We start from the raw sequence: 13,120 nt of genomic DNA, 5'->3' as shown, positions 1-13,120 counted from the left end.
CGGGGTTCTCCCGCTAGAACGCGCGTATGTCCTCGAAACGGCCTCGGTTGAGGACATGAGCGCGTTCTCGCGGAGGGGCCGCAAGGGCCTGGGGGCCGGCGGTCCGTAGGCTGGCGGGCATGCCTCGGCTCGCTGACCACATCCTCGGCATGCCCGGCTCGGGCGTGCGCCACATCCTCGAGCAGGCGCTGCGCCTCGACGACGTCATCATCCTCGCGGTGGGCGAGCCCGGCGAGATGGCACCGCCCGCCGTGCGGGCCGCGGCGGCGCAGGCCTGGCAGGACGGTCTCATCCGGTACGCGCCGAATGGCGGCATCCCGGACCTCCGCCGTGCCATCGTCGACAAGCTGGCCGCCGTCAACGACGTGCGCGTCGACGTCGAGCAGGTGTGGGTGACGGTCGGCGCGACGCAGGCGCTGCACCAGGCGATGGCGATGGCCCTCGCGCCGGGCGACGAGGTGCTCGTGCCCGATCCCGGCTACACGACCTTCACGATGAACGCGCACATGCTGTCGGCCGTGCCCGTGCCGTACGTCCTGAGCCCGGCGCACGGCTTCCAGCCCGACCTCGCGCAGCTCGAGGCGCTCGTGACCGACCGCACGCGCCTGCTCATCATCAACTCGCCGTCGAACCCCCTCGGCTCGACGTTCGAGCCCGACACGATCCGCGCGCTCCTGGACTTCGCGGCGCGGCACGACCTGTGGGTGCTCAGTGACGAGTGCTACGAGGCCTTCACGTACGGCATCCCGCATGTGTCCCCGGCATCCCTCGACGAGGACGACCGCGTGTTCTCGGTGTTCTCGACGTCCAAGACCTACGCCATGACGGGTGCGCGAGTCGGCTGGCTGGTGACGCCGAAGGGCTTCCGGGACACGATGCTGCGCGTGCAGGAGTCGGCCGTCTCCTGCGTCGACATGCCCGCGCAGCATGCCGCGCTCGCCGCGATCTCGGGACCGCAGGATGCCGTCCGCACCGCCGCCGCGCACTATCGCGAGAACCTGGATGCTGCGACCCGGGTCCTCGAGGAGCGCGGGCTCCGGTACCTGACGCCGACGGGCGCGTTCTACCTCTGGATCGACGTCTCGCACGCGACGGACGGGGATGTCGCGTCCTGGGCGGAGCGCTTCCTCCACGAGCACCGCGTCGCCGTCGCGCCGGGGAGCGCCTTCGGTCGCACGGGGGAAGGATGGATCCGCGTGTGCTGCGCCGCGCGCCCGGACCACCTGCTCGAAGGACTCAGCCGACTCCCGGCTCCGGCATCCGTCTTGGCACAGGCCGGGGGATGACCCGCCGGTAGACTGGGCCGGATATGTCCCCGCGCGCCCTGAAGCCCCTCGAGCCGTCCGCCACGGCTCCCGAGGCGATCCGCAACTTCTGCATCATCGCCCACATCGACCACGGCAAGTCGACCCTCGCCGACCGCATGCTGCAGATCACGGGCGTCGTCTCCGACCGTGACATGCGCGCGCAGTACCTCGACCGCATGGACATCGAGCGCGAGCGCGGCATCACGATCAAGTCGCAGGCCGTCCGCATGCCCTGGTCCGCCGTCGACCCCTCGACGGGCTCGGGGACGACGTTCGCGCTGAACATGATCGACACGCCCGGTCACGTCGACTTCACGTACGAGGTGAGCCGCAGCCTCGCGGCGTGCGAGGGTGCGATCCTCCTCGTCGACGCGGCGCAGGGCATCGAGGCGCAGACGCTCGCCAACCTCTACCTCGCGCTCGAGAACGACCTCCAGATCATCCCGGTCCTCAACAAGATCGACCTGCCGGCAGCCGATCCGGAGAAGTTCGCGCTCGAGCTGGCCAACCTCATCGGCGGCGACCCCGACGACGTCCTCCGCGTCAGCGGCAAGACTGGGCAGGGCGTCGAGGAGCTGCTCGACCGCATCGTGCGCGACATCCCCGCCCCCACGGGGAACGCGGATGCCCCGGCCCGGGCCATGATCTTCGACTCGGTGTACGACGCCTATCGCGGCGTCGTGACGTACGTCCGGATGGTCGACGGCAAGCTCGAGCCGCGCGAGCGCATTCAGATGATGTCGACCAAGGCGACGCACGAGCTCCTCGAGATCGGCGTCTCGAGCCCCGAGCCGACTCCCTCGAAGGGCCTCGGCGTCGGCGAGGTCGGCTACCTCATCACGGGCGTCAAGGACGTGCGCCAGTCGAAGGTCGGCGACACGATCACCAACCTCCGCAAGCCCGCGACCGACGCGCTGCCGGGTTACACCGACCCGAAGCCCATGGTCTTCTCGGGCATCTACCCGATCGACGGCAGCGACTACGGCGACCTGCGCGAAGCGCTCGACAAGCTCAAGCTCTCGGACGCGTCGCTGCAGTACGAGCCCGAGACCTCCGTCGCGCTCGGCTTCGGCTTCCGCTGCGGGTTCCTGGGCCTGCTGCATCTCGAGATCATCACGGAGCGCCTCTCGCGCGAGTTCGACCTCGACCTCATCACCACGGCGCCGTCCGTCATCTACGAGGTGACGACCGACACGGGCGAGCAGGTCACGGTGACCAACCCGAGCGAGTACCCCGACGGGCGCGTCGCGACGGTGTCGGAGCCCATGGTCAAGGCCGCGATCCTCCTGCCGAAGGACTACGTGGGCACGGTCATGGAGCTCTGCCAGGGGCGCCGCGGGCAGCTCCTGGGCATGGAGTACTTCAGCGAGGAGCGCGTCGAGCTGCGCTACAACATGCCGCTCGGCGAGATCGTGTTCGACTTCTTCGATCAGCTGAAGTCGCGCACGCAGGGCTACGCGAGCCTCGACTACGAGCCGGCCGGCTCGCAGGAGGCCGACCTCGTGAAGGTCGACATCCTCCTGCAGGGCGACAAGGTCGACGCGTTCAGCTCGATCGTGCACCGCGACAAGGCCTACGCCTACGGCACGATGATGACCGAGCGCCTGCGCAAGCTCATCCCGCGCCAGCAGTTCGAAGTCCCCATCCAGGCCGCCATCGGCGCCCGCATCATCGCGCGCGAGAACATCCGCGCGATGCGCAAGGACGTCCTCGCGAAGTGCTACGGCGGCGACATCACGCGCAAGCGCAAGCTCCTCGAGAAGCAGAAGGAGGGCAAGAAGCGCATGAAGATGGTCGGCCGCGTCGAGGTCCCTCAGGAGGCGTTCATCGCCGCCCTCTCAGGGGATGTCGAGGGCAAGCAGAAGTAGCCTGGGACCCATGCGCCGCGGAACGTTCAAGGACGAGACCGTCGACTACGCCGCCGTCGGGGCGACGCAGGCGCCGGACCTCATGCAGTACCCGCCGGAGCGCAGCTTCCCGGCGGAGGAGTCGTGGCGCATCGGCAGCGGCGACGCCCGCTTCGAAACCGCGAGCGAGGCGCTGCTGTCCTGGACGGCGCAGCGCGGAGCCGGTCTCAGGGTCAAGGACGTGCGCCCCGCCTCCGGCCCGATGTACTCCGGCGTGAGCTTCGACGCCGAGGGCAATCCGGTCGCACCGAGCCGGTCCGAAGCCGAGCAGCGCTTCGACTCGGACGGCACGCCGTACGTCGCGGCGGGCTCGACCGTCACCCTCGAAGGCCGCGTCAAGGGCTACAACGCCGACGGCGAGCTGCGCGTGATCTTCGCGATCGAGGAGCCCCGCCGCGTCGGCTTCGCCCTGGGCACCGTCGACGGGTCGAAGGTCAGCGGCGAGGAGTCGTTCATGCTCGACTGGCACGACAACGACGAGGTGTGGTTCACCGTCCGCGCGTTCGACCGCCCCGCCGGGATGCTGTACCGCCTGCTGCCGATCATGGTGCGCCGTCGCCGCCGCGAGCTGTTCACGCGCTACCTGAGGGCGATCTCGCCCCTCTACTCGACGCCGGCCTGATGGGCTCCGCTCTTCCCCTCGGCGAGCCGGCGCCGGCGGACGGAGCGCTCCCGCCGACGACGCGCATCGATCCGGAGACGCCGTTCGGCGTGTACCTGCACGTCCCGTTCTGCCGCGTGCGGTGCGGCTACTGCGACTTCAACACGTACACGTCGGGCGAGCTGCGCGGAGCGCGGCAGGACGAGTACGCCGACACGCTGCTGCGCGAGATCGACCTCGCGCAGGGCGTCCTGAGCGACGCGGGCGGGCTGCGCCCGGCATCCACCGTCTTCTTCGGCGGCGGCACGCCCACGCTCCTGCCGCCGGGCGATCTCGCACGCATGCTCGACGGCGTGCGCATGGTGTTCGGCATCGCCGACGGCGCCGAGGTCACGGTCGAGGCGAACCCCGACACCGTGACGGATGCTGTCGCCGCCGAGCTCGCGGCCTCCGGGGTCACCCGGATGTCGGTGGGCATGCAGTCGGCCGTCCCGCACGTCCTCGCGGCGCTCGACCGCACTCACGACCCCGTGAATGTCGCGAGCGCCGTCTCGATCGCCCGCGCGCACGGGCTCGACGTGAGCCTGGACCTCATCTACGGCGCGCCGGGGGAGTCGCTCGAGGACTGGCGCCTGTCTCTCGAGACGGCGGTCGCCCTGGCCCCGGACCACATCTCGGCGTACGCGCTCATCATCGAGGACGGCACGAAGCTGGCCCGTCAGATCCGGCGCGGCGAGGTCCCGGCGCCCGACGACGACCTGCAGGCCGACATGTACGAGCTCGCCGACGACCTGCTCGGGGCGGCGGGCTACGACTGGTACGAGGTGTCGAACTGGGCGCGCGGCGACGAGCACCGCTCACGCCACAACCTCGCGTACTGGCAGGGTCACGACTGGTGGGGGTTCGGCCCCGGCGCCCACAGCCACATCGCGGGACTGCGGTTCTGGAACGTCAAGCACCCCGCCGCGTACGCCCAGCGGCTGGCTGCCGGCGAGTCGCCCGCAGCGGGACGCGAGAGACCGGATGCCGAAGCCCGCGCTCTGGAGAGCATCCTGCTGCGCACGCGCATCCGTGAAGGGTTCCCGGTCGCGGAGCTCCTCGGCGAGGGGCGCCACGCGGTCGCCGCGCTCATCGCCGACGGCCTCATCGAGGGCCCCGCCGCCCTGCACGGACGGATCGTCCTGACCCGCCGCGGCCGTCTGCTCGCCGACGCCGTGGTCCGCGCGCTGACGGACTGACAGCATCCCGGCGTCCGGCGCGTTTCGTCTCGGTCGCTTCGCTCCCTCGCTCAACGACCGGCAACGGCGCATCCGGTCGTTGAGCGAGCGAAGCGAGACGAAACGCCTTGACCCGCGTCATCCAGCACCGCCCCGAGCGCGTCCGGTAGAATTGGCACTCAGATCAGGGGAGTGCCAGCCAAGGCGGGATCGGCGTGAGGAGGGCGGGATGGTCACGGACCGGGGGCTCCAGGTGCTGCGGGCCATCGTGCAGGACTACGTCGACACGCACGAGCCTGTCGGCAGCAAGTCCATCGTCGAGCGGCACTCGTTCGGCGTGTCAGCCGCGACGATCCGCAACGACATGGCGCTCCTCGAGGATGAGGAGCTCATCGCGGCTCCGCACACGTCGTCGGGTCGCGTGCCGACCGACAAGGGCTACCGCGTCTTCGTCGACCACCTCGCCGAGCTCCGCCCGCTGAGCCCCGCGCAGCGTCACGCGATCACCTCCTTCCTCGACGGCCCCGGCGACCTCGACGATCTGCTCGTGCGCACCGTCCGCGGTCTCACGCACCTGACCGGTCAGGTCGCGATCGTCCAGTACCCGTCGTTCGCGCGCGCGAGCGTCTCGCACGTCGAGCTCGTCGCGCTCGAGGGCGGGCGACTCATCGTGATCCTCGTGACCGACACGGGACGCGTCTCGCAGCGGCTCGTCGCATCGCGCATCGAGCTCGACGAGGTCGCCATGGTGCGCGCCCGCTCCGTCGTGGGGGACCTCATCGTGGGCCGCTCCGTGCGCGAGGGCGCTCAGCGCGTCGACGAGTTCCTCTCGACGGCATCCGACGAGCCCGACATCCCCGCCGCGACGGTCGCGATCGTGCGCATCGTCGCCGAGGAGCTCGAGGAGTTCCGCCAGGACCGGCTCGTCATGGCGGGCGCGGCGAACCTCGCGCGGCGTGAGTCGGACTTCCGCGGCAGCATCTATCCGCTCCTCGAGGCCATCGAGGAGCAGGTGACGCTGCTGCGGCTCATGAGCGAGATGGTCGCCGACGAGCAGGGGCTCGCCACGAGCATCGGTCGCGAGAACGAGCCCTTCGGGCTGGGCGAGGCATCCGTCGTCGCGAGCGACTACGACGCGACCGGATCGCACGCACGCGTGGGGCTGCTGGGCCCCACGCGCATGGACTATCCGAGCAATCTGGCGGCGGTGCGGGCGGTGGCCCGCTACCTCACCCGGATGCTCGAAGACGACGAGAACGCCCGCTGACGGCGTCCTCGACCACACGATCCCGCGCAGAGCGCGGGCGGGAAGGCGAATGTGGCTGACCACTACGAGGTCCTCGGCGTCTCGCGGGACGCGACCCCCGACGAGATCAAGAAGGCGTACCGGCGGCTCGCCCGCGAGCTGCACCCGGACGTGAATCCGAGCGAGGAGGCGTCCGAGCGCTTCAAGCTCGTGACGCACGCCTACGACGTGCTGAACGACCCCGACCAGCGGGCCCGCTACGACATGGGCGGAGGCGACTCGCCCTTCGGCGGCGGCGCGGGCAATTTCGGCGGCTTCGGCGACATCTTCGAGACGTTCTTCGGCGCCGCGGCGGGCGGCGCGCGCGCCGGCCGGCCCCGGTCGCGCCGCGAGCGCGGCCAGGACGCCCTCGTGCGCGTGACGCTCGAGCTCAAGGACGTCGTGTTCGGCGTGCATCGGGAGCTCGAGGTCGACACGGCCGTGCTGTGCGAGACGTGCCACGGCTCGTGCACGCAGCCGGGCACCTCGCCCGTGACGTGCGAGATCTGCCACGGGTCGGGGCACGTGCAGCGCCAGGTGCGCAGCCTCCTCGGCAACGTCGTGACGAGCCAGCCGTGCAACGTCTGCCAGGGCTACGGCACGACGATCCCGTACCCCTGCGCGACGTGCCAGGGCCAGGGTCGCGTGCGTGCGCGCCGCACCGTCGCGATCGACATCCCCGCCGGCGTCGAGTCGGGCCTGCGCCTTCAGCTGCCCGGCTCGGGCGAGGTGGGCCCTGCGGGCGGTCCCAACGGCGACCTCTACATCGAGGTCTCGGTGCAGCCGCACGAGGTGTTCAGCCGTGACGGCGACGACCTCCTGGCGACGCTCGAGGTGTCGATGCCCGACGCGATCCTCGGCGCTACGACGACGATCGAGTCGCTCGACGGTCCCGTCGAGCTCGAGATCCGCCCCGGTGTGCAGGGCGGCGACGTCCTGACGATCAAGGGCCGAGGCATCACGCCGCTGCGCGGCTCGCAGCGCGGCGACCTGCGGGTGGGCGTCCACGTCGTGACGCCGACGCGGCTGGACCACAAGGAGCGCCAGCTCATCGAGGAGTTCGCCAAGCGCACGAAGGCGCCGGCGCCGCGCCTCGCGGAGTTCCACCAGGGCCTCTTCGCGAAGCTGCGCGACCGCTTCCGGAACGGCTGACGGGATGCCCCTGCACTTCGTCGTCGAGGACGCCGGCGTCGCATCGGCCCAGCCCGGCGGCACCGTGACCCTCACAGGTGCCGAAGCCAAGCACGCCGCCGTCGTGCGGCGCGTCCGGCCCGGCGAGGAGGTCACGGTCGGCGACGGACGGGGCGCGTGGCTCACGGGCGAGGTCGAGAGCGTGCAGCCGGCGGAGGTCGTCGTCCGCATCACGGCGCGTGCCGACGCCCCGACCGCCGCACCGCGGCTCGTGCTCGTGCAGGCGCTCGCGAAGGGCGATCGCGACGAGCTCGCCGTCCAGGCGGCCACGGAGCTCGGTGTCGACGAGATCGTCCCGTGGCAGTCGGCGCGCAGCGTCTCGCGGTGGGATGCGAAGGCGGAGAAGGGCCGCGCCCGCTGGGAGACGATCGCGCGCGAGGCGGGGAAGCAGGCGCACCGCGCGTGGCTGCCCGAGGTCTCGGCGCTCGCGACGACGAACGACCTGATCCGCCGGGCTGCGGCATCCCGCGTCCTCGTCCTCGAGCCGACCGCGACGCGGCGCCTCACCGAGCTCTCCCTCGACGGCCACGACACGCGCGACCTCGTGCTCGTCGTCGGGCCCGAAGGCGGCTTCGCCGCGGAGGAGCTCGAGCGACTCGCGCAGGCCGGCGCGACCCTCGTCCGGCTGGGCGAGACGGTCCTGCGCACCTCGACGGCGGGACCCGCCGCGATCTCGGTCGTCAGCGCGATGCTCGGCCGGTGGTGAGGGCTCGCCGATAGACTGATGCGATGAGCGAATCCTCGATCTTCACGCGGATCCTCGCGGGTGAGGTCCCCTCCGAGATCATCGCCGAGACCGAGAATGCGTTCGCCATCCGCGACATCCACCCGCAGGCGCCCGTGCACCTGCTCGTGATCCCGAAGTCGGACGAGTACCGCAACGTCGTCGAGCTCGCGGCGGGCGATCCCGACCTCCTCGGCGAGCTGGTCGGCCTCGCCAACTCCCTCGCGGCGGAGCACGCCGACGGCGATTTCCGCCTCATCTTCAACACCGGACCGAATGCCGGCCAGACGGTGTTCCACGTACACGCCCACGTCCTTGCCGGCGGACTGAAGGAGAAGACACTCGGTGCCTGACGATACCCCGACAGTCGATCGCGTCCATGCGGACGGCGTCGCCATGGTGCAGCTCCTGGGCCCGCAGGATCGCCTCCTGCGGGTCGTCGAGAAGGAGCATCCGGGGGTCGACGTCCACGTACGGGGCAACGAGATCACGCTGACGGGGGATGCCGCGGCCGTCGCCGCCGCGCGCACGCTCGTCGACGAGCTCCTCGCGATGGCGAAGGCCGGGCACGATCTCGCTCCGTCCGACGTCGCATCGTCGAATCGGATCCTTCAGAGCGAAGGCGGCCCGCGGCCGTCCGAAGTGCTCGGCGAGGCGATCCTGTCGTCGCGCGGCAAGGTCATCCGGCCGAAGACGCTCGGCCAGAAGGCGTACGTCGACGCGATCGAGGAGAACACGATCGTCTTCGGGATCGGCCCCGCCGGAACGGGCAAGACGTACCTCGCGATGGCGAAGGCCGTCCAGGCGCTGCAGCGCAAAGAGGTGTCGCGCATCATCCTGACGCGGCCGGCGGTCGAGGCGGGGGAGCGGCTCGGGTTCCTGCCCGGCACGCTGACCGACAAGATCGACCCGTACCTGCGGCCGCTGTACGACGCGCTCAACGAGATGATGGACCCCGAGCTCGTGCCCAAGCTCATGGCCACGGGCACGATCGAGGTCGCGCCGCTGGCATATATGCGGGGAAGGACGTTGAACGACTCCTTCGTCGTGCTCGACGAGGCGCAGAACACGACGCCCGAGCAGATGAAGATGTTCCTCACGCGCCTCGGCTTCGGTACGCGCATGGTCGTGACGGGCGACATCACGCAGATCGACCTGCCCCAGGGCGCCTCGGGTCTCCGGCTCGTCACGCGCGTCCTCGGCAACATCGACGACATCCACTTCTCGTACCTCACGAGCGACGACGTCGTGCGCCACACGCTCGTCGGCCGCATCGTCGACGCGTACAGCGAGTACGACGAACGTCGTCTCGCGTCGCGCCGCGAGAGGGACGAGGCGTCCGAATTCGCCAACCGCGCCGAGCGGCGCGCCGGAATGCCGCGGTCCGGGGGACCCCGCGACCATCTGCCGAAGCGAGGCCGCTCATGACGATCGAGATCAACAACGAGTCCGGCATCCCGGTCGACGAGTCGGTGCTCCTGCGACTCACCGAGCACAACCTCGCCGAGCTGCACGTCAGCCCCGACGCCGACGTCGCGATCGTCCTCGTCGACGAGGGCGCCATGGAGGCGCTGCACGTGCAGTGGATGGACGAGCCCGGGCCGACCGACGTCCTGAGCTTCCCCATGGACGAGCTGCGCCCCGGCACGGAGGACATGCCGACGCCCGCGGGCCTCCTCGGCGACATCGTGCTGTGTCCGCAGGTCGCCGAGACGCAGGCCGTCGCGGCGAAGCACTCGACTCTCGACGAGCTCATCCTCCTGACGACGCACGGCCTCCTGCACCTCCTCGGCTTCGACCACGCCGAGCCGGAGGAGGAGCGCGAGATGTTCGGACTGCAGAAGGACCTCATCGTGGGCTTCCAGCACGCCGAACGGCGACGAAACCGCGCATGACGCCCTACCTGCTGCTCTTCGCGGCGGTGCTGCTGGTCGGCTTCGGCGGTCTCACGGCCGCGATCGACGCCGCGCTCGGCGTCACGTCGCGCGGCGGCCTGGCCGAGCTCGCGCTCGGTGGACGCAACGCCGAGTCGCTCCGACGCATCTCGATCGACCCCGAGGTGCACTCCAACGCCGTCGTCTTCATGCGCATCCTCGCCGAGACGACGGCCGCCGTCCTGGTCACCGTGTCGTTCATGCTCCTGATCGACAACATCTGGTGGGCGATGCTCGTCGCGGCGGTCATCATGACCGGCATCTCGTTCGTCCTCGTCGGGGCGAGCCCGCGCACGTGGGGCAGGCAGCACGCCAAGCGGCTGCTCGTCGCGACGGCGCCCGTCATCCGCGGAGTCCGCATCATCCTCGGCCCGCTCGCGCACGGACTCGTCGCGCTCGGCAACCGCGTGACCCCCGGCGTCGCGCGCGGCACGTCCTTCGCGTCGGAGGAGCAGCTGCTCGACATGGTCGACGAAGCCGCGTCGAAGGACCTCATCGAAGAGGACGACCGCGAGCTCATCCACTCGGTCTTCGAGTTCACCGACACGATCGTCCGCGAGGTCATGGTGCCCCGCACCGACATGGTGACGGTCGATGCCGCAGCCTCGACGCGCGACGCCATGACGGTCTTCCTCGACAAGGGTGTCTCGCGCGTGCCGATCGTCGATGACGAGGCCGACGACGTCGTCGGGATGCTGTACCTCAAGGATCTCGTGCAGTTCGGGTTCCGCGACGAGAAGGGGTGGCGCGACGCGCCCGTCTCGCGCATCTCGCGGCGCGCGGTCTTCGTGCCCGAGTCGATGAAGGCGGAGACGCTTCTGCAGCAGATGAAGCGCGACGCCGTGCACGTGTGCCTCGTCGTGGACGAGTACGGCGGCGTCGCAGGCCTCGTGACGCTCGAGGACCTCATCGAGGAGCTCGTCGGCGAGATCGCCGACGAGTACGACCCGCGTTCGGAGGAGGCCGTCGAGCTCGAGCCGGGTCGCTTCAAGGTGAGCGCCCGCCTGGGGCTCGACGAGGTGGGCGACCTCTTCGGCCTCGAGCTCGACGACGAGGACGTCGACTCGATCGGCGGGCTCCTCGGAAAAGCACTGGGCCGCGTCCCGCAGCCCGGGGCGACGGTCGAGTACGCGGGCCTCCTCATGACGGGCGGCGCGTCGCGCGGTCGGGGTCGCGGGCTCGCAACCGTCTTCGTCGAGCGCGCCGAGTCTCTCGAGGCCGCCGAGGACGCTTTCGGGTCGCGCCCGCGCACGGGCGAGGTACGGCTCGCACGTCCACGCACGGAGCCCATCGCGATCGTGCCGCCGGCGAGCGAGACCGACACCAAGGCGATGAAGCCGGTGAAGTCCAAGAAGGAGCGAAATGGCTGACGATCCCCTGATCCCCGAGCCCTCCGAGGGGCCTGATTCCGTCGAGGTTCCCGGCTCCGCCCCGATCCCCGAGCCTGTCGAGGGGCGGTCCGGCTTCGTTACGTTCGTCGGGCGTCCGAACGTCGGCAAGTCCACGCTCACGAACGCGCTCGTCGGCGAGAAGGTCGCCATTACGAGCGACAAGCCGCAGACGACGCGACGCGCGATCCGCGGCATCCTGAACCGCCCCGCAGGGCAGCTCGTCATCGTCGACACTCCGGGCCTCCACAAGCCGCGGACGCTGCTCGGGCAACGCCTCAACGATCTCGTCGAGCAGGTGCTGGGCGATGTCGACGTCATCGGATTCTGCGTTCCCGCGACCGAGAAGGTCGGGCCGGGCGACCGGCGGATCGCCGAGTCGCTCTCCGGCTACGGACGGGCGAAGAAGGTCGCGATCGTGACCAAGACGGATGCCGCGACCCGCGAGCAGATCACCGAGCGTCTCATGGAGGTCGACAGTCTTCGCGAAGACTGGGCTGCCGTCATCCCCATCTCGAGCCTCACCGACGACCAGCTCGACGTCCTCACCGACGAGCTGCTCGCCCTCATGCCCGTCGGCCCCGCGCTGTACCCGGACGACGTCGTCACGGACGAGTCGCTCGAGGACCGCGTCGCCGAGATCATCCGCGAGGCGGCGCTCGAGGGCGTGCGCGACGAGCTGCCGCACTCGATCGCCGTCACGATCGAGGACATCGAGGAACGCGACACGGGCACGCTCACGGACGTGTACGCGAACATCGTGGTCGAGCGCGACAGCCAGAAGGCGATCATCATCGGCCGGAAGGGCTCTCGGCTGCGGGATGTCGGAGCCCGAGCCCGCGAGCAGATCGAGCCCCTCATCGGCACGAAGGTCTTCCTCAAGCTGCACGTGCGGGTGGCGAAGGAGTGGCAGCGCGATCCCAAGCAGCTGGGCCGCCTCGGGTTCTGACGGCTGCACGCGTCGTAGCACACGACGCACCATCGGTCCATGGCCTGCGTGAACCGCCGGTTCGCGGCGCATCGTTCGGCATGGTCACCGTCCGATTCCCCGGTACAGGGTCGCCGTCCTGGGGCGCACGAGCGGCGTGCTCCGCCCGCAACGCGTGGTCAGGAGTGCTGCTCGGAGTGAGTCTCGTGGCCTTCGCGGGCGGAACCGTCTTCGGGCCCGCCGCGAATCGGGATCGGTTCGACAGTCTCGCGGCGGCCGAACTGGGCGGGCTGGCGGAAGGACTCGTCGAGACGATCGGCTGGCTCGCGGCGATCGCGGGTCTCTTCGTGCTCGGCGACGTCGCGCGCCTCCACGGATTCTGGTGGAAGAGGTGGGCAGGGGGCCTGCTCCTCGGCGCGGGCCTGTTGCAGGGGTGGGCGAGCACGGTCCAGCCGAGGCTTCTCGGCTTCCAGGAGACACGGCACCTCGACGGCATCCTGCCGTACGACCTCATGTGGAGCGGGATGGCGATCGGGCTCGCCGCGGCCGGAATCGCGCTGCTTCTGCGGACCCGTCGCCGGTTCGCCGAGGAGCACCTTCACCGGCCGGCGCGGCCCCCGCGGTCGTAGACTCGAGCC

13 protein-coding genes are annotated in these 13,120 nt (G+C 70.4%); all 13 read left to right on the top strand.

Annotated features, from left to right (window positions below; genetic code table 11):
• Positions 1 to 119 precede the first annotated feature (119 nt).
• The 13 genes from ABZ477_RS02450 to ABZ477_RS02390 all read left to right on the top strand — a co-directional run bounded on the left by ABZ477_RS02450 (position 120) and on the right by ABZ477_RS02390 (position 13,111).
• Positions 120 to 1,286: an aminotransferase class I/II-fold pyridoxal phosphate-dependent enzyme gene (locus tag ABZ477_RS02450; RefSeq protein WP_360127292.1), complete on the top strand. Its 1,167-nt coding sequence runs from the start codon at positions 120 to 122 to the stop codon at positions 1,284 to 1,286.
• A 23-nt stretch (positions 1,287 to 1,309) separates the two neighbouring features.
• Entirely contained in the window at positions 1,310 to 3,175 is a 1,866-nt protein-coding gene (lepA, locus tag ABZ477_RS02445) for a translation elongation factor 4 (RefSeq protein WP_360127289.1), read from the top strand.
• Between the two features lie 10 nt (positions 3,176 to 3,185).
• Positions 3,186 to 3,836 (top strand): DUF1990 family protein, encoded by a 651-nt coding sequence (locus ABZ477_RS02440; protein WP_360127286.1) that lies wholly within the window; start codon positions 3,186 to 3,188, stop codon positions 3,834 to 3,836.
• Positions 3,836 to 5,053 carry a radical SAM family heme chaperone HemW gene (gene hemW / locus ABZ477_RS02435; RefSeq protein WP_360127283.1) on the top strand — a complete coding sequence of 406 codons (1,218 nt, stop codon included), beginning with the start codon at positions 3,836 to 3,838 and terminating at the stop codon, positions 5,051 to 5,053. The genes ABZ477_RS02440 and hemW overlap by 1 nt, the downstream gene beginning before the upstream one ends.
• Positions 5,054 to 5,261: 208 nt before the next feature.
• Positions 5,262 to 6,299, top strand: a complete 1,038-nt coding sequence (gene hrcA, locus ABZ477_RS02430) for a heat-inducible transcriptional repressor HrcA (RefSeq protein WP_360127280.1) — start codon at positions 5,262 to 5,264, stop codon at positions 6,297 to 6,299.
• Positions 6,300 to 6,350: 51 nt separating this feature from the next.
• Positions 6,351 to 7,469, top strand: a complete 1,119-nt coding sequence (dnaJ, locus tag ABZ477_RS02425) for a molecular chaperone DnaJ (RefSeq protein ID WP_360127277.1) — start codon at positions 6,351 to 6,353, stop codon at positions 7,467 to 7,469.
• Between the two features lie 4 nt (positions 7,470 to 7,473).
• Positions 7,474 to 8,214, top strand: a complete 741-nt coding sequence (locus ABZ477_RS02420; RefSeq protein WP_360127274.1) for a 16S rRNA (uracil(1498)-N(3))-methyltransferase — start codon at positions 7,474 to 7,476, stop codon at positions 8,212 to 8,214.
• Positions 8,215 to 8,237: 23 nt separating this feature from the next.
• Positions 8,238 to 8,585 (top strand): HIT domain-containing protein, encoded by a 348-nt coding sequence (locus ABZ477_RS02415; protein ID WP_360127271.1) that lies wholly within the window; start codon positions 8,238 to 8,240, stop codon positions 8,583 to 8,585.
• Between the two features lie 43 nt (positions 8,586 to 8,628).
• Positions 8,629 to 9,660 carry a PhoH family protein gene (locus tag ABZ477_RS02410; RefSeq protein ID WP_360127901.1) on the top strand — a complete coding sequence of 344 codons (1,032 nt, stop codon included), beginning with the start codon at positions 8,629 to 8,631 and terminating at the stop codon, positions 9,658 to 9,660.
• Positions 9,657 to 10,127, top strand: a complete 471-nt coding sequence (gene ybeY / locus ABZ477_RS02405) for an rRNA maturation RNase YbeY (RefSeq protein WP_360127268.1) — start codon at positions 9,657 to 9,659, stop codon at positions 10,125 to 10,127. The genes ABZ477_RS02410 and ybeY overlap by 4 nt, the downstream gene beginning before the upstream one ends.
• A complete protein-coding gene (locus tag ABZ477_RS02400; RefSeq protein ID WP_360127265.1) occupies positions 10,124 to 11,536 on the top strand; it encodes a hemolysin family protein in 1,413 nt (470 codons plus the stop codon). Before ybeY ends, ABZ477_RS02400 begins: the two co-directional genes overlap by 4 nt.
• Entirely contained in the window at positions 11,529 to 12,503 is a 975-nt protein-coding gene (gene era, locus ABZ477_RS02395) for a GTPase Era (RefSeq protein WP_360127262.1), read from the top strand. The genes ABZ477_RS02400 and era overlap by 8 nt, the downstream gene beginning before the upstream one ends.
• Before the next feature lie 80 nt (positions 12,504 to 12,583).
• Positions 12,584 to 13,111, top strand: coding sequence for a DUF2243 domain-containing protein (locus ABZ477_RS02390; RefSeq protein ID WP_360127259.1), 528 nt, complete (start codon positions 12,584 to 12,586; stop codon positions 13,109 to 13,111).
• Positions 13,112 to 13,120: the final 9 nt, after the last annotated feature.

The organism is Microbacterium sp. NPDC019599, from assembly GCF_040632175.1.
Classification (GTDB): domain Bacteria; phylum Actinomycetota; class Actinomycetes; order Actinomycetales; family Microbacteriaceae; genus Microbacterium.
Note: the sequence above shows the minus strand (reverse complement) of the source record. Positions and strands in the feature narration are given on the sequence as shown.